The organism is Tamlana carrageenivorans, from assembly GCF_002893765.1.
In the GTDB taxonomy this organism is placed as follows: Bacteria; Bacteroidota; Bacteroidia; order Flavobacteriales; family Flavobacteriaceae; genus Pseudotamlana; species Pseudotamlana carrageenivorans.
In genome coordinates this window covers 3,660,811-3,686,226 of sequence record NZ_CP025938.1, presented here as the reverse complement: position 1 = coordinate 3,686,226, position 25,416 = coordinate 3,660,811, and the positions used below count along the sequence as shown (strand labels likewise).

The window sequence follows — 25,416 nt, the reverse complement described above, 5'->3', positions numbered from 1 at the left end:
AAAAGAAAAAAGTTGTTCATCTTACTGAAAATCAGTAAATTGATTTAATCACAAATCATTAATAATGAACAACTTGAGTGCAAATTACGAAAGAATATTGGAAGTATTAAGAAAAATATCGAAAGAACAACTTTTAAGTTATCAAAGACGACAACCAAAGCTTAGTGATTTAGAACTTATCAGCTTGAGTCTTACTGCCGAATTTATGGGAATAGATAGTGAAAATGACCTTTTTAGAAAACTTCCAGATTCCCTATTATCAAAAATAGAGAGAAGTGTCTACAATAGAAGAAGACGAAAACTAGTTAATAAGCTCAACAGTATCAGGTTAAGCTTAGCTTCCCATTTTAATGAATTTGAAGATTATTTTGTAGTAGATAGTATGCCTTTAGAAGTTTGTAAATTATCACGCAGTTCTCGTTCAAAGATTTGTAAAGAAAACACTTATGCATTTCCAGATAAAGGTTATTGTGCAGCTCAAAGTTCTAATTATTACGGTTATAAACTGCACGCTGTTTGTTCTGTAAATGGTGTCTTTCAAAGTATCGATTTGAGTCCAGCATCTGTACACGATATTAATTATCTTAAAGATATTAAGATGCAAATAAGCGATTGTACATTAATTGGTGATAAAGGCTATTTATCAACAGAAATACAGCTTAACTTGTTTGAAACCTGTAATATAACGCTAAATACACCTATGAGAAGCAATCAAAAAAATTACAAAGTACAGCCTTATGTATTTAGAAAAAAGAGGAAAAGGATAGAAACATTATTTTCACAACTTTGTGACCAATTTATGATAAGACGCAATTATGCTAAAACTTTTGAAGGTTTTAAAACAAGAATCGTAGCTAAGATAACTGCTTTAACAACTATTCAGTATATCAATAAGTTTATTTTTGGGAGAAACATTAATAATATTAAAATTAACATTATTTAAAATGCACAACGGGTTGGTATAAATAAATTAAATGTATAGTAGTAATTTCCTCTAACAGCTTGTTGCATTATACTAACGTTATCATATTCATATTCAGAATCTCTGACGGTGTGTTCAAACTTTCTTTTTAAAGATTTAACGTTTTTTATGTAAGTTTTCTTGAAAGAATAATTTTTAATATCTGTATTTAATTGACCAGTTATCATTTGGCTGAATTGCTCTTCCATGCCTTTAGGGTTTAAATCATATATTTCCCAAATATTCTTGCCAGGCTCAAAGGTGGTTTCAATAACATTAATAGTCATTCCTATTGCGCTATCTTTATCAAAAGTTCTTAAAATTGTATGTTCAGAAACGCCATAATCGGATACCCAATAATCAAGTCCATCGTAAGCGACGTTATATTTATAATTTGAATATATATTCTTAGTTTTGTCGAAATGTTCAGAATTATCTTCTAAAGAATTATTCTCTCTTTGAGTTTTATACGAATCTTCAAAAAGCTGTTCAGGGTTTAATTTATTGTTTACTTTATCTTTACAAGAGCAGAATAAAATTAACAAACTAATTATTGTTAAATTGAATTTCATTACTTTTTCGTTATTATTTAATATAAATTGAATTTTTGAACTTTTTAATGAATGGTAAATTTGTTTCAAAATCTTCAATTAGAGTTGTGCCTAAAATATTTATCATATTATTTTTGTAGAATGTAATCCAATTTATTTGTTTCTGAACATTTGCTCCTATTAATTGAACTTCTATAAATATTTTGTCGCTAAAAACAACTACCTTATATTCTAAAATTTCATTTATAGGATGCGGAAATATTTGACTAATAAATGATTTTATTGATTGCTCTGAATTAAAAAAATTTTCAGCATCTTGTTGCATTTTTGAAGGTATTGGTGTAGAGTAAATTTGTAATGCCGCTATCGGTTTAGAGGCAACAAATGAAATTACTAAATTTTTATTACCACCTTGCGATAAACTTTCATCACTCCGATTAAAGGGATAATTAGGCTTTTTAAATTGAAATTCAATATTATTTTTTGTTAATTTTATATTTTCTCCTAGTTTAAAATTTGATTGTCCAAACCCAACCATTGAAAAGCATAATAAAATAAATGTAATTTTTTTCATTCGTAATCGTGATTTTTAATTATTGCCAACGTTTAGGCTATGGTTAGTGCGGGGATTAAAAGTAGTGAACTTTCGATTAAGCACTTAGCCAAAACTTTTTGTTTTGTTTTATCTTTTTCTTTATAAAGCCAAATCAAAAGATTTGGCGGACTTCGTTTAAAGCTCTAAACTTTGGGTTAAGCACCAAAACCCGTATTAATTATAGCCATTGTTGGCATTTCGTTGTTTTTAATCCACTAAAATTTTTAATTCCGAGTATGAGTCGGCAAAAATTTCGTTTTATTTTTTTCCGTTTGAGCGGGAATTCTATAGCAGTTTTGAGTCATATTTTTATTCAGAGTTCTAATTTTAAATTCCGAAAACGAGCTAAATTCCGTATCCAGTTCGGTTAGTATAAACTTGCTCAAAATCCGATTATTTATTTTCTTTTTTATTTAAATCTCTAACACTAATTATCATTGCTAAAATCAAAAGAACATTTGAAACAATTCCGGAAAAAGGTCCATTTTTAAGATTACTAAAATCTAATTCAGATATATTTATGATTAAGAGAATTAATCCAGCAATCATAACAATATAAGCTCCTGTTTTTTTTGTCATTTTTATTTCTGTTTTTTTAAGTTCGATTGGTTTTCTCAATGAATGCCAACGGTTGGTTATATGAAAAGTAGCAGATTTATATGTGCTAATTTTCGGTTTAAAACAAAAATAGCAGAAAAGAACATACCTGTCGGTTTAACACTTAACTGCTATTTTTTATATAACGTGTTGTAGGCAGTATTTTTTAATTTCGATTAATTTTAACAAATTCATTTTTCAAATCTCCATATATAGAAAAAATTTCTTTTAATATTTCTTCAAGTTCTTCATACGATGAGTATTTAGGAATATTATAAATTTCTCTTTGAAAATTTGAGCTTAATATTTGAGCATAACCGTCAAATCTATTGTACATAATCCATTCATCATCTTTTAAATAATTAAAATGTGCTTCTACCAATCCACCATGAATAGTCAAAATTAAATCTAAAACATAATTTTTATATTTAAAAGAATACTTAAAAGTTCTATCCTTTGATGAATAAATAACGGTATCATCAATTGAATTTAAAATCTCTAAATATTTCTTTTTGTTGCTACCAGACATGCTGTTTTCAAAATTATTATGTTCTTCACATATTTTTTGATATCTATCGACAAAATTAATTTTTCTAAATAAAGGTTCTAAAATCATGATTATTCTGCTAAATATTTTATTCTTATGAGTACATTATTATCGACATTGAATTGGGTCAGTAATTGTTGAAATGTGGCACTATTTTCAAAAAATGATTTGTTTGACAACGGGATTTCTAAAAAATAATCCCCAGATAACTTTGTCCCTTTTGGTAGTTTGGTAGAGTTAATAACACTACCTTTTGGGTATTTGTTAATTAATTCCTGTAAATAACTTTTAAAGGTTTCAGGTTTAATGTCTGCCAACGTGGTTGCCTTTCTTGAAATAATTTCTAATCCCGGGATATATGAATCTAATCGTTTTCCTGTTTCCAAAACTATTTCATTATATGTATAAACAGTCCTTGCTTTTTTATTAAAATCATTCCCTCGTTTAAAAAGTACTTTAACTTCTTCCCAAGTTAGTTTTCTTCTTTTTTTATAGGAAAGGTCTCTGATTTCCTGTCCAACCTCGATAATGATTTCATCATCAAGAATATCGCCTTTTCTTAACGCTTCTTGTAAGAGGTCTTTAGCGCCTTCCACATAGTTGTCAAAATGTTGAATGGTTTCTTCTGTTAACTCTCTTACGGTTCTAGTAAAAACTTTATCTCCATTTTTAATAACAAATTTCCAGACTTTGCCAGTTCCTTTTCTAACTGGTTTTAATATTTTCCCACCCGGAATAAACCCAACAATCATAAAACCCGCTGTTTGTACTTTGCTTTGTTCTACACCGTCAAAGTCTTTACCGTCTATTAATATAATGGCGTCTTCAAGAGGTGTAGCGTAGCGCCCGACTATTTTGATACCATCCCAAAAGGCATCGAGCAGAAAATCGATATCAGCTTTGGGGTAATCAGGTTGAGGCAACCTGTATTCATAAAATAGGTCTGTGTGATAGCTATATATGTAATGATATCCATCATTGTTAACTTCTGTACTTGAAATTGAGTCAGGTATTTCTTTGTTGATTATTTTAGGGCCATCTGCTACGTAAAGTACCAACCCATTTTCAAGCAGGTACATTTTCTCTGTGCCAGCTTTAAATGGAACATCAGCCGATGCAATATATTTAAGGGGCATTCTATTTAAATAGGTTCCTGTTTTGCTAAAGTCCCATTGATAAGTTGTATAATATGTGTCATTTACCATCTCCAAGTCTAATCGCATTTTGGCCTCTGTGGTGGCTTCATCTGAGAACATTTCTAAAGTGAGAAAATTATATAATTGAAAAGCTACGCCCCCGTGTTTGTCAATCCATTGTCTTTGAGGTAAGTTTAGGCTAAGTTCCGACTTAACAGCGTCTATTTTAATCAATTCTTCTGTATCGTATGGCGAAGGTGTGGGCGAGGTGGTTGAGCCTCCCGAACCTCCATAGCTTGTTCCGCTTATGGTAACGGTAGCTGTATTGTTGTTGTAGTTGTAAGTAGTTTTGTCCTCCTCTTCATAATATACAGTTTCACAATATGAAGCGTCTAGTACCCAACCATAGTCAAATTCAATTAAATTACTGTCACCGTTTGTGAAATGTGAGCCAGTTCTAACATATTCATAGGAATAGATACAGACATAAGCCGATTTTGTTTTTGCAAAAAGGGAGTTGAAGACCAAATCGATGGGTTTCATCGAGGTCTTCAACGATAAAGAACTTAGGTCTTGGTTTTTAAACTCGTTTGCAGAATAATCGTATTTTACCAAATAGGCATCGTATTCGCCTTGGTCGTTGAGTTCGAATAGTACGTTAGTTATCTTTTCATCTGCACCCTGTACCAAAGGGAATGTATAGGAGTGGTAATCGTTATATGCAATGTAAGTAGCGGAATCCGTATATACCGTGAAGTCGTATTCTTTGTTGTAAATGCTTTTACCAGAGTATTTACCGGATTTATTTTCTAAGAGGTTGTCTTTGAATTCTTTTAGCTTTGAAACAAGTTTCGTATTATTTTCAAAATTCTTTTTTGAGTAATGTTTGAGTGTGAGAGTTGGTTCTTGGCTTTCAGCATTGGGGAGTTCTTCTTGAGGTTCATTTTCGCAGTTGGTAAGTAAAAGTCCGATTGCTAATAATGCTAATCCAAATTTTAATAGTTTCTTCAACTTGTTTTTCATAAGTTCCGTTGTTTAAATTTAATAAAAATGTTTCAATGTGGTGGCATATTGCCTACAACGGTCTCGTGTATGATTTGTGGCGTGATTTAGCATCGAATTTAACAAATAAAAACCGAATAGAATATTCCGCAGGAATATTCGTAAGCAAGCTCGACCTAGCCATTAATTATACACCTTGTTGCCATTAGTACTTTTTTTGTTCAAAATTTAGTTTTAATCAACAAAAGTTTCTCTAATAATATCTTTACAATTCTGTATTTCAGATTTCGATAATTGGTCAAAGGTTTTTAATATTCGAGATTTGTCAATTGTCCTAATTTGGTCGATTGCAATCATTCCTTTTTTTCCGCTGTGTTTTACTTTTATTCTGGTCGGATAATTTTTCAAGTTCGTTGTCATTGGTGCAACTACGATTGTTCTTAAAAACTTATTAATTTCATTTGGCGAAATAATTACACAAGGTCTTGTTTTTTTAATTTCACTACCAATTGTTGGGTCAAGATTTACCAGTACGATAGAATACTGTTCTAATTCCATTCCTCAAAATTTTCGTCCTCAAAAACATCATTGAATAATAATCGGTCGTCATTATTCTCACGCATTTCTTGAAAAGCTTTTTCCCAGTTTTTTCTCGGACTACTAATTGGTTTAAGGATTATTTGTCCTTTTTCCAAAATCATTTCAACTTTGTCTTTTATGTTATACTTTTCTAAAATAGTCTTACTTAAACGTAGACCTTTAGAATTTCCGATTTTTATAATTGCTGTTTCCATAACATTTTATTTGTAATTACAAAGTTAGTACAAACTATTCAGTCCGCAAAGGCTGCATTCAAGGTTCTAACGCAACAAACGTTGCTTTTTTTTGTATGAGTCTAAGCTACAATTTTTAGTTCTTTTATCATAACTTCATTAGGGGTTTTAAATCCAATAATTTTACGAGGTCTATTGTTTAATTTTTCTTGAATTTCGATGAATGTATTTAAGTCAATTTTGTTAAAATCTGTTCCTTTTGGGAGGTACCTTCTGATGAGTCCGTTAGTGTTTTCATTGGTACCTCTTTCCCAAGAAGAATAGGGGTGTGCAAAGTAAATTTTCATACCTGTTTTCTTGGTAATTGTTTCGTGTCTTGCCATTTCAATTCCATTATCGTAGGTCATAGATTTTTTGAATATGGGATCTAGTTTGTTAAGTTCTTTAGAAAACATTTTAGCAATTTCCTTAGAGTTCCTGGCTTTTAGTTTGATAATTAATGTATATCTAGATTTGCGTTCTACGATAGTTCCAATAGCCGATTTTTGATCCTTCCCAATCATTAAATCTCCTTCCCAGTGTCCGATTTCATTTCTTAGGTTAATATGCTCGGGTCTTAGGTCTATACTGACTTGGTTTAATATTTTAGATCCTGTTCTGCGTCTTTTTTTAGAGGGTCTACGTCTTGTTTTTTTGCGTACGAGGAGTTTAATTAGTTTTTTATTTAAACTAGCTTGAGGCTTTGCATATATGTACCTATAAATTGATTCGTGAGAAATAGACATTATAGGATCATTTGGGAATTCTTCTTTTAGTCTTCCAGCAATTTGTTCAGGAGTCCATTGTGATAATAAGCCCCTATAGACATAAATTCGAAGTCTAGGGTACTTAGATATTTTATCAATATTTCTTTTGTTTAGGTAATCATCTTTGGCGCACCAATGAGCTAGTTCTGCTGAGTATTTATCTCTATCTGTTTGCACCCATTTATTAACTTCTCTTGTAACCGTAGATCGAGCTCTGTTAATGGTTATAGCGATGTATGATTTATTCTTTTTTTCAGTTAAAAGAGTCTCAATCTGTATTCTTTATTCTTTCTTTAAGGGTAAGTCTACCTGTTTTTTTTCGTACCATAATTACAAATCTATTAATTTAGATTTGTTGCGTTAAGTTCTTGAATACGGACGATTATTCTCAAATGTGTGGTAACGTTTTGGGTATGAAAAGTAGCCTTTGTATTAGGCGACAATTTTGGTATACGCTAGTACTTTGGTTTATTGAATTAAATTTTGTTTTTAGAAATCAACTAGGCTATTTTTGATACCCAGTGTTAGCAAACGTTTTTATTCTTTTATGAATTTCAAGTTATTTCCATTATTAAATTTCAATAAATATACACCGTTGTTTAGGTTTTGTATATCAATACTTTTCTTATCAGATATTTCTCCTTTAGATATTTCTGTTCCCAAAAGACTAAAAATTGTATATTTTTCGATTTTTTTTAATCCTGAAATTTGTATAAAATTTCTTGAAGGGTTAGGGTATAAATTTAACTTATCACTACTTAATTCTATTTCCGAAATTCCAAGAGTAGAATATGTTAATTGAAGTGTACTTTCTTTTTGTATATTATAATCAATTAATGTTCGACCATCTTCAAGAATTACGTCATTAAATTTTAATACTTGATTATTAGGGGCAATTCCTTCTTTATCCTGAATTTTGGCTTTAATATTCTCAATCGTGTCATTAGGTTCAACCTCTAACGCGATTGTTTTACCTTCAGGGGTTTTTATAAAAATTTGCATTGCTTGTACATTGAATGATAAAAGCGTAAATAAGATTAGAGTGTAAATTTGTTTCATAATTTAATGTTATTTTACAAGGTTTATTTTTGAGGTTAGAATAATCGTTTAAAAGTGTAATTATACGATAAAACTAATAATTTATAAACCCGTTGTGCATTTTAAATAATGTTAATTTTAATATTATTAATGTTTCTCCCAAAAATAAACTTATTGATATACTGAATAGTTGTTAAAGCAGTTATCTTAGCTACGATTCTTGTTTTAAAACCTTCAAAAGTTTTAGCATAATTGCGTCTTATCATAAATTGGTCACAAAGTTGTGAAAATAATGTTTCTATCCTTTTCCTCTTTTTTCTAAATACATAAGGCTGTACTTTGTAATTTTTTTGATTGCTTCTCATAGGTGTATTTAGCGTTATATTACAGGTTTCAAACAAGTTAAGCTGTATTTCTGTTGATAAATAGCCTTTATCACCAATTAATGTACAATCGCTTATTTGCATCTTAATATCTTTAAGATAATTAATATCGTGTACAGATGCTGGACTCAAATCGATACTTTGAAAGACACCATTTACAGAACAAACAGCGTGCAGTTTATAACCGTAATAATTAGAACTTTGAGCTGCACAATAACCTTTATCTGGAAATGCATAAGTGTTTTCTTTACAAATCTTTGAACGAGAACTGCGTGATAATTTACAAACTTCTAAAGGCATACTATCTACTACAAAATAATCTTCAAATTCATTAAAATGGGAAGCTAAGCTTAACCTGATACTGTTGAGCTTATTAACTAGTTTTCGTCTTCTTCTATTGTAGACACTTCTCTCTATTTTTGATAATAGGGAATCTGGAAGTTTTCTAAAAAGGTCATTTTCACTATCTATTCCCATAAATTCGGCAGTAAGACTCAAGCTGATAAGTTCTAAATCACTAAGCTTTGGTTGTCGTCTTTGATAACTTAAAAGTTGTTCTTTCGATATTTTTCTTAATACTTCCAATATTCTTTCGTAATTTGCACTCAAGTTGTTCATTATTAATGATTTGTGATTAAATCAATTTACTGATTTTCAGTAAGATGAACAACTTTTTTCTTTTAAATCATAATGCACAACGGGTAGGTTTAATTTAAAAGAATCTTTATGATCTGTTTTTTTTTTTGAATAAGATATGAAGTATTAAACGCGTCATGGTATTGACTTAAAGTTGGGAGCGTGGGGTTGTTAGTTGATAATGTGCTGATTATTTGGGTTGAACAAATGGAATACAAAGGATTTAAGTCTTAAAAAATAGCTTTTCTGGAAATGTTAAATTACGTACTGTTTATTACGTATTAATAACTAAAGTTTATTTTTTTGATTGCGGTAAATTAGTGTTAATCTAATGAAGTGCTTGTAATTTTATGTGCTTTTTTTGGAAGGACTAGACAACGCGTTTGATTTATAAACTAAATAGTTGATTTTTTGTTTCCTGTTTAAATTAAATGTAAATAAATCATTTTCTTTAAGTTGAAATTATAAACTTTTTTTTTAAGTTAAATATTTTTTGCGTATCATTGCAAGTGTAAAAACAACACTTGTTTTTTGTGAAACTAAAAATTTCATTTTATAATACGTAAACTATAATTAAAAAATGAACAAACAAAATGATCAGCAAGCAGCAGATAATATTAGAGCATTAGCTGTTGCTATGGTAGAAAAAGCGAAATCAGGTCACCCAGGTGGCCCTATGGGTGGTGCAGATTTTATGCACATTTTATACTCAGAATTTTTTAATTATGACCCTACAGATATGGAGTGGCCTTTTAGAGACCGTTTCTTTATGGATGCTGGTCACTTGTCTACTTTAATGTATGCACAGTATTACCTTTTAGGAAACTATGCTAAAGATGATGTTGCTAATTTCAGACAATGGGGTTCTATCACACCTGGTCACCCAGAAGTTGATGTAAAACGTGGTATTGAAAACACCTCTGGACCATTAGGGCAAGGACACACGATGGGTGTGGGAGCTGCTATTGGTGCGAAGTTTTTACAAGCTAAATTTGGCGATTGGATGAACCATAAAGTTTATGGATTTATTTCTGATGGTGGTATTCAAGAAGAAGTTTCTCAAGGAGCAGGACGTATTGCTGGACACTTAGGGTTAAGTAACTTTATCATGTTTTTCGATTCTAACGATATCCAGTTGTCAACATCTACCGATGAGGTAACTACCGAAGATACGGCTATGAAATACGAGTCTTGGGGATGGAAAGTTGTTACTATCGATGGGCATAACCACGACGAAATTAGAAAAGCTTTAAAAGACGCTAATGCTGAAACTGAAAAACCAACCTTAATTATTGGTAAAACCATTATGGGTAAAGGTTGTGTAACTGCCGATGGAAGCATGTTTGAAGGTTATTGCGAATTACACGGTCAGCCCATTGGAGCTACTGGTGCCGATTACGAAAAAACATTAGAGAATTTAGGTGCAGATGTGAATAATCCATTTGAGATTTATCCTGAAGTAGCCGATTTCTATAAAAATATCATAGCTGAAAAAACAGCTCAGGCTGCTGAAAAGAAAGCAGAAATTAATACGTGGAGAGAAGCAAACCCTGCATTAGCAGAGAAATTAGACTTCTTCTTCTCTGGAGAATTACCAGAATTAGATTTTAATATTCCTCAAAAAGAAGGTTTGGCCACTAGAGCAGCGTCTTCTGCGGTTTTAGGATACCTTGCGGAAAACGTAGAAAACATGATTGTGTCTTCTGCCGATTTATCAAATTCAGATAAAACCGATGGTTTCTTAAAGAAAACTCACGCGATGAAAAAAGGTGATTTTTCAGGAGCCTTTTTACAAGCTGGTGTTGCCGAGTTAACTATGGCTTGTATAGCAAACGGATTAGCTTTACACGGTGGTATCATTCCAGTTGTTGCAACGTTCTTCGTGTTTTCAGATTATATGAAACCAGCCATTCGTTTAAGTGGTATTCAAGAATTGGGTGTTAAATATGTATGGACACACGATGCCTTTAGAGTAGGAGAGGATGGTCCAACACACCAACCAATCGAGCAAGAAGCGCAAATTCGTTTACTTGAAAAATTAAAAAATCATAGCGGAAACCCAAGTTTCTTAGCCTTACGTCCTGCCGATTCAGCAGAAACAAACGTGGCTTGGAAAATGGCGCTAGAAAATAAAAACACGCCTACAGGTTTAATCCTTTCTAGACAAGGTATTAAAGATGTTGCTCCTCAAGGAGAATCAAGATATCAAGAGGCTTTAGCTGCCGAAAAAGGTGGATATTTAGTGAAAGAAGTTGAAAACCCAGATGTGGTGCTTATCGCAAACGGATCTGAAGTTTCTACTTTATTAGCTGCTGCTGAAATTTTAGAAGCTGAAAAAGGCTTAAAAGTAAATATCGCTTCTGTAATTTCTGAAGGCGTTTTCAGATTACAATCTAAAGCATACCAAAACAGCGTGATCCCACAGGACAAACCATTATTTGGTTTAACAGCTGGTTTACCGGTGAACTTAGAAGGTCTTGTTGGTGCTAACGGAAAAGTGTTTGGAGTCGATCATTTCGGTTACTCTGCTCCTGCAGGTGTATTGGATGAGAAATTCGGATTTACAGGTGAAAATGTAAGCAACGAAGTATTAGAATATTTAAAAACAGCATACAAAACTGCATAATTATGAAATTTTTTATTGATACAGCAAACCTTGATGATATCGCTGAAGCACAGGCTTTAGGTGTTTTAGATGGGGTAACAACAAACCCGTCTTTAATGGCGAAAGAAGGTATTACAGGTGCTGAAAATATTTTAGCACACTATACAAAAATCTGTGATATTGTTGATGGTGATGTAAGTGCCGAGGTTATTTCAACCGATTTTGAAGGTATGGTAAAAGAAGGTGAAGCCCTTGCTGCTTTACACCCACAAATCGTGGTAAAACTTCCTTTAATTGCCGATGGTATTAAAGCTTGTAAATATTTTTCAGATAAAGGCATTAGAACGAACGTCACTTTAGTATTCTCTGCTGGTCAAGCTTTATTGGCTGCAAAAGCAGGTGCTACTTATGTGTCGCCTTTCATTGGAAGATTAGATGATATTTCTACAGATGGTTTAAACCTTATTGCAGAAATCAGACAGATTTACGATAACTACGGTTTCGAAACTCAAATTTTAGCAGCTTCAGTACGTCACACCATGCACCTTATTGATTGTGCAAAATTAGGATCTGATGTGATGACAGGACCATTATCGTCTATTAAAGGCTTATTAAAACACCCTTTAACCGATATCGGTTTAGCGAAATTCTTAGAAGATTACAAAAAAGGAAACTAAAATTTAGTACTTTTTTGAAGTGATATAAAGCTTCTCAAATTCAAGAAAACATCTTGAATTTGGGAAGCTTTTATTGGTTAAACTATTTTGGATTATTCAATTTATAACACAGGATGTTTTCTCACAATTGTTTTACATCAGGAACCTTTATTCGTTTAATTGCCCTGTAATCTCCAGTTTTGGGTTTCCTTGTTTTGAAGTTTTCCAATAAAGAGCTTATTTCATCCTGCTCAGGTATTATTTTTTTAAAATTAAAAAGTCTTTTAATATTTAGAATAAATTGAAAACTATTTTTTCAACTGTTAACTTAGTTTTATCAGTAGCTGAAACCAATAGACATCTTATTTTTTTTGGCCGTATAGAAGGCTGATTATAGGAATTATCAAAAAATAAGTGTTAATTAAACATTTATTGATAAAAATATTTGTTAATGTTAATTATTTGTTATTTATTTACAAATGTTATTTTTACACTTATAGCAATAACTAAACTAAAACTAAAAAGAATGATAACAACTAAATTTTTACCTATGAATTACAGGTGCTATTGGTCACCTAAAGACTGGTTACTAGCATTAGTATTTATGATTTTCTGTGCAAATTTAAATTTTGCGCAACAAAAAAAGACAATTACTGGTATAGTTTCGTCTGAAAATGAAGGATTGCCTTTACCAGGAGTTAATGTTTTAATTAAAGGAACAACTAATGGAACTGTAACCGATTTTAATGGAGGTTATACCATTAATGCATCAGCGAAAGACGTTTTGGTCTTTTCTTATTTAGGCTATTTGAATAAGGAAGTTCTTGTAGATGATAATAAGGCCGAAATAAATGTTAAGCTTAAAGAAGATTTAACGGCTTTAGAAGAAGTAGTCGTTGTAGGATATGGAACTAAGAAGAAATCAGATCTTACTGGTTCTGTGAGTGTTGTCGATGTAGATGATGCAAAGAAAACAATAACTTACGATGTTGCTAAAATGTTACAAGGTCAGGCACCTGGTGTAACAGTGCAATCATCTGGAGAACCTGGAGGGTTTGTTAATATTAAAATACGTGGAATTACTTCTTTTAGAAACAATAATCCATTATTTGTGGTAGATGGTGTGATTGTAGACAATCCTTACGATTTCGCAACAGGTGATATCGAGTCTATTCAGGTTCTAAAAGATGCGTCTTCTGCGGCTATTTATGGTGCACGTGGAGCCAATGGTGTGGTGATTATTACTACAAAAAAGGGGAGAGAAGGACAGTTAAGTGTTAGTTATAAAGTGACTACTGGTTTTCAAAGTTTACCAAAAAACAGGTGGTACGATTTAACAAATAGAGAGCAATACCAAGAATTGGTTAGAACCGCAGAAACAAATGCAAACAATCAAGGTTTGGGAGTAGCAACCTCGCCAGCAAACTATCCAGGTAACGCATCTTACATAGATGATATAGATACAGATTGGCAAAATGAAGCCTTTAAAACAGGTATTTTGGAAAACCATACATTAAACTTTAGTGGCGGTTCTCAAACATTAAATTATAATGTAAATGTTGATTATTTCAAAAATACAGGGTATTTAGAAACACCGCAAGCATACGAAAGATATACAGCAACCATGAACTTAAATGGAGAAAAAGGTAAGTTTACATATGGAGCTAAAATGTCGTATTCTTTATCAGATAAGGAGAGTTTTAACGAATATATTCAAGGTACTAGTTCTATTATTAATTTATTGCAAGCTATTCCAACGATGCCTGTTTACGACCCAAATAGATTAGGTGGCTATGGTGGTACCGATGGTATTACACAACGCGCTATTTCATTAAATGTTTTAGGTTTTAATAATTTGATTACTAACGAAAATAAAAGAAATCGTTTTATTGGAAATATATGGGGTCAGTATGAAATTGTTAAAGGTCTTAAATACAAATTAAGCGTTAGTGGAGACCGTACTAATTGGAGTAATAGATTCTATAATCCAGAAAGTGATCTAGGATGGTATTATGTCACTACGGCAGATGAAGCTCGTTTAGCTGTAGAAAGTGGCCATACAACAAGATCTATTGTAAATAACTTATTGACTTACGATTTTAATTTAGGTGAAAAAAATGTGTTTAGCTTACTTGCTGGTACACTACACGAACGTAATGACTTTTATAGATTAAATGCCGTAGGTACAGGATATCCAACCGGAACTATAGCGCATTTAGAATATGCAGATAATAGAGATGCATCAGAAAATGAATCTGTTGAAACCTATAAGTCTTACATTGGTAGATTGGATTACACCTTTGATGATCGTTACTTAGTAACATTTAATTTTAGACAAGATAAATCTTCTAAATTTGCGCAAAGAAATAATACAGGTAACTACTTCTCTGTATCTGGAGCATGGAAAGCCCATAACGATTTTAACTTACCTGATTGGTGGAATACTTTAAAAATACGTGGTGGTTATGGTCAGCTAGGAAATAATACTATTGGTTTGTATGAGTTTGCATTAAACTTAAACCCATTTGCTAGCTACAATTTCAATAATCAAATAGCAAACGGTACAACGGTTGTAAAAATTGTAGATAGCGATATTAAATGGGAAGATACTGAATCTTCAAACGTTGCAGCAGAATTTGGAATGTTTAATAATAGACTGCAATTTTCTGCCGAATATTTTATGAAACAGTCTACAGATTTATTAGCAGACGTTCCAATTCCTTATTCTTCTGGATCATTTCCAATTTTATTAACGACAAATGCTGGTACCATTAGAAACAAAGGTATGGAGTTTACGTTAAGCTATAGTGGAGGTAAGAAAGATTTTAGTTACAATATTTCAGGGAATTTAGGGACTTTAAAAAATGAAGTACTCAAAATTGGAACAGAGGATACACCAATTTCAGATGGAGCAGGTAGAACAGAAGTGGGACGTTCTGCAGGTGAGTTATATGTTTATGAAACCGACGGACTTTTCCAGTCCCTAGAGGATGTATCTAACCATGCTTTTCAATCTGGAGCACAACCAGGGGATGTTAAGTTTGTTGATCAATTAACAGTAGACACAGATGGTGATGGCATTCCAGATTCCGGCGATGGATTAATTACAGATGAAGATAGAACATTTAAAGGAACGGTAATTCCAAAGCTTAATTTTGGTTTAAATTTAAGCGCTAGTTATAAAAACTTCGATATATCTTGTTTCTTTCAAGGCGCTGCAGGACATAAAGTATACAATGGTTCTCGCCAAAACTTAATGTTAGGAGATTTGGTGAATAGCTCCACAGACATGTTAGATTATTGGACTCCTAATAATACAGATACTAATATACCGCGGCCTGTTATTGGAGATCCTAATGGAAATAATAGACTTTCAGATCGTTTTATTGAAGATGGAGATTATGTTAGACTTCAAAACTTAGAATTAGGCTATAACATCCCTATAAATACTAAAATATTCGAAAGAGCCAGAGTTTTTGCTTCAGGTCAAAACGTTTTCGTTATTACAAAATATAGTGGTTACGATCCAGATTTTATTAGTAACGGTTTGTTTAATAGAGGATTCGATTTTGGTTCGTTCCCTAACCCTAGAACTTTTGCATTAGGTATACAGTTAGACTTTTAAAAAAACTTGAAAATTTAGAAAATCATGAAAACAAAAAATATAATATATTCATTTGCTCTTGCTTCAGCTTTTTTAGCAACAAGTTGCGTGGCCGATGAAGACCTTAATCAAATAGATCCCAATTTTGAAACTGCAGATTCGTTTTGGGAAAATGAAACAGATGCTCTAGAGGGTGTAAATGCTGTATACGGAAGTTTATTAACCGATGGTTCTTATATGCGTAGTACCCCACTTTTATTAGATTTAAAGGGTGATGGTACGCGCAGTAATAGTCCATGGGGCGCCATGGCTAATGTGGGGCGCTTTAATACAAGTGTTGCCGATGCTTCTATTTATGGATGGGCTTTTGAAACATTCTATCAAGGGGTGTATAGAGCAAATCAAGTACTGGAAAATGTACCAGGTATCGACATGGAAGATCAAGCTTTAAAAAATAGAATTTTGGGTCAAGCTCATTTTTTAAGAGGATTATACTTTTTTCATTTAGTTAACTTATTTAAAAATGTGCCCTTGCCATTATCTAGTTTAGAAATCTATCATGAACAAAAAACACAAGAAGAAGGTTGGGCTCAGGTTATATCAGACTTTGAAGCTGCTGCTGGGTTGTTGCCAAATAATTACAACAATGTATCTGGGGCAGATCAAGGACAAGCAGGAAGAGCCACAAAGGGTGCTGCCTTGGCTTATTTAGGTAAAGCTCATTTATTTACAGCTAATTTTGCAGAAGCAAAAGTAGCTTTTGAGGCAGTTATTAACTCAGGTGAATATAGACTTGTGGATAATTATCGGGACAACTTTACCATGGTGAACGAAAATAATTCAGAGTCTATTTTTGAAGTTCAGTTTAGTAGAGAAGCTGGTGGTGTAGATTTAGGTTGGGGTGGCGCTCCAGCATCTGGCTGGGGTAAAACGTCTGCAAGGGCGATAACTTATGGACCTCCAACTTTTGGTTTTACCGATGTTCAGCCAACAAGAATCTTATTTGATGATTTTCATAAAGAAACCACAATCTCAGGTGAAGTAGATCCGCGTTTAGATGCGACCATGTTTTATAACAAACCAGGAGGCATGATGTTATATGGGGTTGATTTCGCTACGCATTATGGAGCAAATGAAACCTACTTAAATGACCTATTTGTTGCTAAATACCAAAATTCTGATGGCAGTAGAGCCGATGAGTATGATTGGAGATCTGGAATTAATGAGCGTATTATGCGTTATGCAGATGTATTATTAATGTATGCCGAATGTTTAAATGAACTGGGGCAAACCACTGCTGCATACGGTTACATTCAAGAAGTTAGAGATCGTGTTAATTTACCAGATTTAGCAAGTACAAAACCAAATATGACTCAGCAACAAATGAGAGACCAAATAGCACACGAGCGTTTCTTAGAGTTTGCTTTAGAAGGACACAGATTTGATGATATACGTCGTTGGGGATGGTTACAAGATTCTGCTAAACTCGAGTGGCTAAAATCTAGAGATCCTGAATATAATAGTTATGTGCCTGGTCGTGAATATTTCCCGATACCACAGTCGGAAATGGATAACAATCCTTTGGTAACGGATCAAAATACAGGATATTAATTTCAATGAGTTCGTTTATTTTAATGAGTTAGTTTTTCAAAAGGTAAGTGTTTCACTTGCCTTTTGTTTTTTGAGTTTATTTTATAAAAAACTACTAAAAAGATTAAATTTTATTGATGAGTCTTTTGCATATGTCAATTCCTTTGACTTTATTTGTAAGTGTTCAATACACACTTGTAAAAAATCACAATAATAGAATTGTTGTAAAAATGAATTTATAATAAATAAACTATAAGGTTATGTTTAAAATTAACACAAATGATTTAAAATATTTAGCAGTTTTTTGTATCGTTTCATTATTTGGAAATGCTCAGGATAAAAGCACTACAATTACTTTTAATCAAGACGAAAAAGCACCCGTAATTAGCAAACATATTTACGGCCATTTTGCAGAGCATTTAGGACGTTGTATTTATGATGGTTTTTTTGTTGGAGATACTTCAAAAATCGCAAATACGAATGGAGTTCGTAACGATATTGTTAAAGCTCTAAAAGATTTAAAAATACCTAATTTACGCTGGCCTGGAGGTTGTTTTGCCGATACTTACCATTGGAAGGATGGTATTGGGCCTCAAAAAGACCGTCCTACAATTGTAAACCAATGGTGGGGAGGAGTAACCGAAGATAATAGTTTTGGAACACACGATTTTTTAAACTTATGCGAATTGCTGGAAACCGAACCTTATGTTTCTGGTAATGTAGGTAGTGGTACTGTTCAAGAATTAGCCGATTGGGTACAGTATACAAATTTTGATGGTGTAAGCCCAATGAGCGATTTACGTAAACAAAATGGAAGAAAAGAACCTTGGAAAGTAAAATATTGGGGTATAGGAAATGAAGCTTGGGGTTGTGGCGGAAACATGACTGCTGAATACTATGCCAATGAATATAGAAAATACGCGACTTTTATTGCCGATTGGACAAACTCTGGTGGTTTAATGCGTATTGCTTCAGGAGCAAATAGTGATGATTACCACTGGACTGAAACTTTAATGAAAAACATTCCAAATCATATGCTTGGAGGTGTTGCTTTACATCATTATTCTGTAATCGATTGGAATAACAAAGGCGATGCCGTATCTTTTACAGAAGACATGTATTTTAAAACCATGAGCGAAGCTTTAGAAATGGAAGAACTTGTTACCAAGCATGCTGCCATTATGGATAAATATGATCCAGAGAAAAAAGTGGATTTAGTGGTTGATGAATGGGGTGGTTGGTACGCTGTAGAAGAAGGTACAAATCCTGGTTTTTTATATCAACAAAACACCATGCGTGATGCCGTTTTAGCAGGAGTTACACTTAATATTTTTAACAATCATGCCGATAGAGTTCGTATGGCAAACTTAGCACAATGTGTTAATGTTTTACAAGCTGTAATTCTAACCGATAAAGCTAAAATGATTTTAACACCAACTTATCATGTGATGAACATGTATAAAGTGCATCAAGATGCAAAGTTAATACCGTTAAAATTTCATTCACCAAAATATGAATTAAACGGAAAATCACTTCCTGCAGTATCTGTTTCAGCTTCAAAAGACACATCTGGTTTAGTACATATTTCAATGGTAAATATCGATGCTAATAAAGCCAATACTATCAATTTAGATTTAGGCGCTTTAGGAGTTAAAAATGTAACAGCATCTATAATTACTTCAGATAAATTACAAGATTATAATGCTTTCGATAATCCAAATCATATTGTTATTAAGAAGTTAGATAACGCTAAAATTAAAAAAGGAAAGCTTAACATAACAATTCCTCCATTTTCAGTAATCATGATTGAAGGAAAATAAAATAAGGAATTATGAAAAAACACAATTATTTTAACGGCATAAAATCCTTTGCTTTAACTGCGCTAGTCATTTTTTTAAGTGCATGTTCTGGTGATGATAATATTGACGATTCTTCTGAAACGCCAAAACCAGATCCCGAACCAGAAGTTGAGGTGCCTGTTCCTGAAAGTTTTGATGGTCCAACATACGCCGATGATTATTCATCAATGGCATCTTGGGCTAATAGAAGCAAATGGAATTTGGCCAATGTACATGATCCAACAGTCGTAAAACATGGAGATTACTATTATATGTATCAAACCGATGCGTCCTACGGCAATGCGCATGATGGACATGGGCATTTTCATGGAAGGCGCTCTAAAGATTTGGTAAATTGGGAATATATGGGAGCTTCAATGCCTAATCAACCTAGTTGGATAAAAGAAGAATTAAATACAATTAGAGCCAGTTACAATTTAGCCCCAATAGAAAATCTTCAAATTGGTTACTGGGCACCTGTTGTGCGTAAAGTAGGAAATGTATATCGCATGTATTACAGTATTGTCGTTGATAATTTTATTGGTAACGGACTTCCAAATTCTGCTGCAAATTTTGACAACACATGGACAGAGCGTGCTTTTATTGGAATGATGGAAACCACAGACCCGTCAGTGAATTCTTCATGGGAAGACAAAGGAATGGTTGTTTGTTCGGTTTCAGATAAAGGTAATGATTGGAGTCGTTCATCTTACACCAACGATTGGAATGGTTATTTTAAATATAATGCTATAGATCCTTCATATGTTATTACCCCAGAAGGAGAACATTGGATGTTTTATGGCTCTTGGCATAGTGGTATTGCAGCTATTCAAATTAATGAGAGTACAGGTAAACCTCTAAATACTTTTGATTATAAAGATGAAGCTACTTGGGGAACTCATATTTATACACGTACAAGTGGATCAAGATGGCAAGGATCGGAAGGCCCAGAAGTTATTTATAATGAAAATACAGGTTATTATTATTTGTTTTTAGCCTACGATGGTCTTGATGTACCATATAATACAAGAGTTTGTAGGTCTGAAAATGTTACGGGACCATACAAAGGTATTGATGGGATGAATGTAACCAATGGTGGTGATGTTTATCCAATTGTAACACACCCTTATAAATTTAACAACCATTCAGGTTGGGTTGGGTTTGCTCACAATGCTATGTTTCAAAATGAAGAAACCGGAGATTGGTTTTATAGTTCACAAGCACGTTTACCTGAAAATACTGGTGGAAATATGTACAGTAATGCCATTATGATGGGACATGTGCGGGAGGTTAGTTGGACGTCTGATGGTTGGCCTGTTGTGTCGCCAGAACGTTTTGCTAACGTGCCCCAAACAGAAATTACTGAAGAAAATATTGTCGGAACTTGGGAACAAATTACCATGAACTATGAATATAGAGTGATGCAAACTTCTAAAACTATAATTTTTAGTAAAGATGGCACCTTAGGTGGTGAAGTATCCGGTTCTTGGGAATTAAACAAGCAAACAAATACGATTTATATTAACGGTGACGAATGTAAATTGTTTAATGCTTGGGACTGGGAAGCTGCCCCTCGTAAATTAACAATTGCATATTCAGGTTTAACCACAGATGGGAAACCAATTTGGGCTAAGAAAAAATAAAAGAATGACCTATGAATCGCTTAATTAAAGTAAATATTATTTTTAATCTGTTTTGCTGTGTTGTATTAAATGCACAGGTAAATACTGTAGAAAATAACCCTATTATTAAAGATAAATTTACCGCAGATCCTGCCGCATTGGTGCACGATAATACGGTTTACATATATGCAGGACATGATGAAGCACCAAACGATTTTCATTTTTACAAAATGAATGAATGGTTGGTGTATTCTTCAAAAGATATGAAAACTTGGCAAGAGCATCCTGTGCCCTTAAAGCCAACAGATTTTAAATGGTCGAAAGGAGAAGCGTGGGCATCTCAAGTTGTGGAGCGCTACGGAAAATTTTATTGGTATGTTACGGTTGAGCATAATGATTCTAATCCAGGAAAAGCCATTGGCGTAGCTGTTGCCGACACCCCAATTGGACCTTTTAAAGATGCTTTAGGTAAAGCTATTGTTACTAACGATATGACTACCAAATATACAGATATTAGATGGGATGATATTGATCCTACAGTTTATGTTGACGATAATGGGCAAGCATATCTATATTGGGGAAACACGGTTTGTTATTATGCTAAATTGAAGGAGAATATGATTGAACTTGACGGGCCAATAGTGACCGTTGATTTACCAAATTTCACCGAAGCCCCTTGGATTCATAAAAAAGGAGATTGGTATTATTTGTCGTATGCATATCAATTTCCAGAGAAAATAGCCTACGCGATGAGTAAGTCTATTACAGGACCTTGGGAATTTAAGGGTATATTAAATGAATTAGCGGGAAACTCAAATACAAACCATCAATCCATTATAGAGTTTAAAGGGCAAGATTATTTCATTTATCATACGGGAGGTATTCAACCAAATGGTGGTAGTTTTAGACGCTCGGTTTGTATTGATAGGTTGTACTATAATGAAGACGGAACTATGAAACGTGTTATAATGACTTCCGAAGGCATTCAAAATTAAAAATCATGAAATTAACTAAAAAATTCTTCGTATTAGCTGCGTTTTTTAGCTTTCTAGTGGCTTGTGCTCAAGATAAACCCATTACCCACGACCCCGTGGTGGCCAAACAAGGCGATACTTATTATCTGTTTTGTACAGGACCTGGGATTACAAGTTTTACGTCTAAAGATTTAAAAACCTGGACCCAAGAAGCACCTGTTTTTGCTGAAAGTCCGAAATGGGCTAAGGGTGTAGCACCAGGGTTTAACGGCCATATTTGGGCGCCAGATATTACGTTTCATAACGGCATGTATTATCTGTACTACTCTATTTCAGCCTTTGGAAAAAACACGTCTGCTATAGGTTTAGTTACCAATTCAACTTTAGATTCAAAAGACAAAAATTATAAATGGGAAGATCAAGGCATTGTTATTCAATCTGTACCTGGTAGAGATTTATGGAATGCCATCGATCCGAATTTAATTTTCGACGAAGCGGGTACGCCATGGTTAGCCTTTGGTTCGTTTTGGAACGGACTTAAAATGGTAAAGTTAACAGACAATTTAAAAGACTTGGCCCAACCTGAAGTGTGGTACACTATTGCAAGACGCGATCGAGATAAGACATTAGATGATTCGGAGCCCGGAAATGCGGCTTTAGAAGGACCTTTCATCTTTAAAAAAGGCGCATATTATTATCAGTTTTTATCTTGGGACTATTGCTGTCGTGGAGAGGAAAGCACTTACAAATTAGTTGTTGGTCGCTCTAAAACAGTAACAGGACCTTATGTTGATAAAGACGGAAAAGCCCTAAACGAAGGTGGCGGATCTTTAGTTATTGAGGGCAACAAAAACTGGTATGGCGTAGGGCATAATAGTGTGTTTACTTTTGATGGTAAAGATTATACGTTTATGCATGGTTACGATGCTAGCGATAAAGCATTGCCAAAATTAATTGTTAAAGAAATAACGTGGGTAGACGGCTGGCCAACCGTAAAACCTTTGGATTAATAGCAGGCTATAAATTAAAATTAATAGTTTTTTTAAGTTAAAAAATGCAGCATACTTATTTAAAATCTTTATGGCTAGGTTTAGGATTGTTTTGTGCAGTTCACACGACGGCTCAAGAATCAGTAGCACTGTTTCCTTTAAATCAGGTTACGGTAACTTCTGGGGTTTTTAAAGATGCTGCTTTAACGGATTTCAATTACATTCAAGATTTAAATCCAGACCGATTACTTAATCCGTTTTTAAGAGAAGCTGGGTTAAAACCTAAAGCTGAATCTTATACCAATTGGGAAAATACAGGGTTAGACGGTCACACTTTAGGGCATTATTTGTCGGCTTTGTCCATGTATTATGCGTCTACAAAAGACACAAAAGCCAATGCATTAATTATTTATGTTTTGGCTGAATTACAAAAAGTACAGCAGGCTAATGGAAATGGTTATATTGGTGGAATCCCCGAAAGTAATACGCTTTGGTCAGAAATTAAGCAAGGGCATATTAATGCTGGTAGTTTTAGTTTAAATGATAAGTGGGTGCCACTTTATAATATTCATAAAACATTTGCTGGTTTAAAAGACGCTTGGGTGTTTGCAGAAAAACCTGAAGCTAAAACCATGTTAATCGCTTTAACAGATTGGTTTATAGGGGTTACAAAAAACCTTTCAGAATCACAAATCCAAGATATGTTGCGTTCGGAACACGGTGGTTTAAATGAAGTGTTTGCCGATGTGTATCAGATTTCAGGAGAAAAGAAATATCTAGATTTGGCTAAACGTTTTTCCGAACAGGCGCTGTTGAATCCTTTATCTGCAAATCAAGATGTTTTAACAGGCATGCATGCCAATACACAAATTCCGAAGTTTATTGGTTTCGAGCGTATTTCGCAACTAGATCATGACCAAAAGTACCATCAATCGGCTTTAAACTTCTTTAATAATGTTGTAAACCAACGTACTTTAAGTATTGGAGGCAACAGTGTGCGAGAACATTTTAATCCTATTGATGATTTTAGTGAAGTTTTAAGTGGCGAACAGGGGCCAGAAACCTGTAACACTTACAATATGCTCAAATTAAGTAAAATGCTTTTTGAGGATACAGCTAATTCAGGGTACATCGATTTTTACGAACGCGGACTCTATAATCATATTTTATCATCACAAAATCCTAAAGGGGGCTTTGTTTATTTCACACCAATGCGTCCAGGGCATTACCGCGTGTACTCGCAACCAGAAACTAGTTTTTGGTGCTGTGTAGGCTCGGGCATGGAGAATCATACCAAGTATAACGAATTAATTTACGCAAAACATAAGGATGCTTTGTATGTAAATTTATTTATACCTTCTCAGGTTTCTTGGAATGAAAAAGGAGCAACCCTAACACAAAATACAGACTTTCCAGAGGTGCCTTCAACCGAGTTAGTTTGGTCGAGTAAAAAGAATGTTCAAACGACACTCATGTTACGCTATCCGGAGTGGGTTACCGCAGGAACGCTAAAATTGTATTTAAATGGTAAACTTCAAAATATAGCTGGAACTCCTGGATCTTATATTCCTATTCGAAGAATTTGGAAAAACGGCGATACCATCAAAATGGAAGTGCCTATGCATTTAAGTGTTGAAGACATTCCTGATCAATCGGGTTATGTGTCTGTTAAATATGGCCCCATTGTTTTGGCAGCTGTTACAGGTGACGCCAATCAAGACGGACTGTTTGCAGATGATAGTCGAGGCGGGCATGTGGCTTCAGGACCATTTTTACCTTTAACGGAATCACCTATGTTTGTAACTGAAAAGAATGAAAATATCTTAAATAAAATTAAAGCAGTTTCAGGAAAACCATTAGAATTTTCAGCTGAAGATTTAATACAGCCTTCAGCATATAAACATTTAATATTGCAGCCTTTTTATAAAATTCACGAAAAGCGTTATGCCATATATTTCAAAAAAGAAAGCCCAAGAGGGCTTGAGAAAATGCAACAAACATTGGCAGAAAAACAAAAGGCTGAAGCCTATTTAAGAACCATAACGGTAGATTTTATTGCGCCTGGAGAACAACAACCAGAATCCGATCATGGCATTGAATCTAATCAGTCTCATACAGGAGTAAACCAAAACAGACATTGGCGTGATGCGACCGGTTGGTTTAGTTATCAGTTGAAAAATAATGATAAGGCTGCTAAAGCTTTACGTGTTACTTATTTTGGTAAAGATGCCAATCGAAATTTTAAAATTTTAATCAATGGAAAGCAAATTGCTAATCCCAAACTAAAAGGGGGTAAAGGCGATGTGTTTTTTGATGTTGATTATGAAATTCCAGCAGATTTAGCGAAGTCAAGCGACATTTTAAAATTGCGTTTTGAAGCTGAATTAGGCTCGGTAACAGCAGGTATTTATGGTGTGCGATTAATAAACGTAGCTATAGATTAAAAAAAATGGAGTTAAAAATATAAGTATTAATCACTAATCGGGGACAGATTTAAAAAAGGTTAACGGTAG

20 protein-coding genes are annotated in these 25,416 nt (G+C 33.6%); 10 read left to right on the top strand and 10 right to left on the bottom strand.

Features of this window, described 5'->3' with window-relative positions; all coding sequences use genetic code 11:
* Positions 1 to 64: 64 nt before the first annotated feature.
* Positions 65 to 943, top strand: a complete 879-nt coding sequence (locus C1A40_RS16240; protein ID WP_102996082.1) for an IS982 family transposase — start codon at positions 65 to 67, stop codon at positions 941 to 943.
* On the opposite strand, the gene C1A40_RS16235 is transcribed toward C1A40_RS16240, so the two are convergent.
* The 10 genes from C1A40_RS16235 to C1A40_RS16190 form a co-directional block, all read right to left on the bottom strand.
* Positions 940 to 1,533 (bottom strand): hypothetical protein, encoded by a 594-nt coding sequence (locus C1A40_RS16235; protein ID WP_158651394.1) that lies wholly within the window; start codon positions 1,531 to 1,533, stop codon positions 940 to 942. The two genes, C1A40_RS16240 and C1A40_RS16235, sit on opposite strands and share 4 nt — an antisense overlap.
* Before the next feature lie 13 nt (positions 1,534 to 1,546).
* The gene (locus tag C1A40_RS16230; protein ID WP_158651393.1) at positions 1,547 to 2,086 is read right to left on the bottom strand and encodes a hypothetical protein; all 540 of its coding nucleotides are present in this window, start codon (positions 2,084 to 2,086) and stop codon (positions 1,547 to 1,549) included.
* Positions 2,087 to 2,500: 414 nt separating this feature from the next.
* A complete protein-coding gene (locus C1A40_RS16225) occupies positions 2,501 to 2,686 on the bottom strand; it encodes a hypothetical protein (protein WP_158651392.1) in 186 nt (61 codons plus the stop codon).
* Positions 2,687 to 2,870: 184 nt separating this feature from the next.
* Positions 2,871 to 3,320: a hypothetical protein gene (locus C1A40_RS16220; RefSeq protein WP_102996804.1), complete on the bottom strand. Its 450-nt coding sequence runs from the start codon at positions 3,318 to 3,320 to the stop codon at positions 2,871 to 2,873.
* Between the two features lie 2 nt (positions 3,321 to 3,322).
* Entirely contained in the window at positions 3,323 to 5,410 is a 2,088-nt protein-coding gene (locus C1A40_RS16215) for a hypothetical protein (RefSeq protein WP_102996803.1), read from the bottom strand.
* Between the two features lie 213 nt (positions 5,411 to 5,623).
* On the bottom strand, positions 5,624 to 5,947 hold the full coding sequence (locus tag C1A40_RS16210; RefSeq protein ID WP_067145652.1) for a type II toxin-antitoxin system PemK/MazF family toxin: 324 nt from the start codon (positions 5,945 to 5,947) through the stop codon (positions 5,624 to 5,626).
* Positions 5,938 to 6,183, bottom strand: a complete 246-nt coding sequence (locus tag C1A40_RS16205; RefSeq protein WP_102996766.1) for an AbrB/MazE/SpoVT family DNA-binding domain-containing protein — start codon at positions 6,181 to 6,183, stop codon at positions 5,938 to 5,940. Before C1A40_RS16205 ends, C1A40_RS16210 begins: the two co-directional genes overlap by 10 nt.
* 101 nt (positions 6,184 to 6,284) lie before the next feature.
* Positions 6,285 to 7,247: an IS30 family transposase gene (locus C1A40_RS16200; RefSeq protein WP_422395613.1), complete on the bottom strand. Its 963-nt coding sequence runs from the start codon at positions 7,245 to 7,247 to the stop codon at positions 6,285 to 6,287.
* A 258-nt stretch (positions 7,248 to 7,505) separates the two neighbouring features.
* Entirely contained in the window at positions 7,506 to 8,027 is a 522-nt protein-coding gene (locus C1A40_RS16195; RefSeq protein ID WP_102996802.1) for a ubiquitin-like protein, read from the bottom strand.
* A 101-nt stretch (positions 8,028 to 8,128) separates the two neighbouring features.
* Positions 8,129 to 9,007, bottom strand: a complete 879-nt coding sequence (locus C1A40_RS16190) for an IS982 family transposase (protein ID WP_102996082.1) — start codon at positions 9,005 to 9,007, stop codon at positions 8,129 to 8,131.
* Positions 9,008 to 9,605: 598 nt separating this feature from the next.
* Here C1A40_RS16190 and C1A40_RS16185 point away from each other — a divergent pair.
* From C1A40_RS16185 to C1A40_RS16145, 9 genes are all read left to right on the top strand, one after another.
* The gene (locus C1A40_RS16185) at positions 9,606 to 11,651 is read left to right on the top strand and encodes a transketolase family protein (RefSeq protein WP_102995529.1); all 2,046 of its coding nucleotides are present in this window, start codon (positions 9,606 to 9,608) and stop codon (positions 11,649 to 11,651) included.
* A gap of 2 nt (positions 11,652 to 11,653) precedes the next feature.
* Positions 11,654 to 12,307, top strand: coding sequence for a fructose-6-phosphate aldolase (fsa, locus tag C1A40_RS16180; RefSeq protein WP_102995530.1), 654 nt, complete (start codon positions 11,654 to 11,656; stop codon positions 12,305 to 12,307).
* Between the two features lie 505 nt (positions 12,308 to 12,812).
* Entirely contained in the window at positions 12,813 to 15,911 is a 3,099-nt protein-coding gene (locus tag C1A40_RS16175; RefSeq protein WP_158651391.1) for a SusC/RagA family TonB-linked outer membrane protein, read from the top strand.
* 24 nt (positions 15,912 to 15,935) lie between these two features.
* On the top strand, positions 15,936 to 17,501 hold the full coding sequence (locus tag C1A40_RS16170; protein ID WP_102996800.1) for a RagB/SusD family nutrient uptake outer membrane protein: 1,566 nt from the start codon (positions 15,936 to 15,938) through the stop codon (positions 17,499 to 17,501).
* A gap of 239 nt (positions 17,502 to 17,740) precedes the next feature.
* Positions 17,741 to 19,300: an alpha-N-arabinofuranosidase gene (locus tag C1A40_RS16165; protein WP_102996799.1), complete on the top strand. Its 1,560-nt coding sequence runs from the start codon at positions 17,741 to 17,743 to the stop codon at positions 19,298 to 19,300.
* 11 nt (positions 19,301 to 19,311) lie between these two features.
* Positions 19,312 to 20,961: an arabinan endo-1,5-alpha-L-arabinosidase gene (locus C1A40_RS16160; RefSeq protein ID WP_102996798.1), complete on the top strand. Its 1,650-nt coding sequence runs from the start codon at positions 19,312 to 19,314 to the stop codon at positions 20,959 to 20,961.
* Positions 20,962 to 20,972: 11 nt separating this feature from the next.
* The gene (locus tag C1A40_RS16155) at positions 20,973 to 21,935 is read left to right on the top strand and encodes a glycoside hydrolase family 43 protein (RefSeq protein WP_102996797.1); all 963 of its coding nucleotides are present in this window, start codon (positions 20,973 to 20,975) and stop codon (positions 21,933 to 21,935) included.
* Positions 21,936 to 21,940: 5 nt separating this feature from the next.
* Positions 21,941 to 22,924 carry an arabinan endo-1,5-alpha-L-arabinosidase gene (locus tag C1A40_RS16150; protein ID WP_102996796.1) on the top strand — a complete coding sequence of 328 codons (984 nt, stop codon included), beginning with the start codon at positions 21,941 to 21,943 and terminating at the stop codon, positions 22,922 to 22,924.
* Between the two features lie 44 nt (positions 22,925 to 22,968).
* Positions 22,969 to 25,347 carry a glycoside hydrolase family 127 protein gene (locus tag C1A40_RS16145; RefSeq protein WP_102996795.1) on the top strand — a complete coding sequence of 793 codons (2,379 nt, stop codon included), beginning with the start codon at positions 22,969 to 22,971 and terminating at the stop codon, positions 25,345 to 25,347.
* Positions 25,348 to 25,416: the final 69 nt, after the last annotated feature.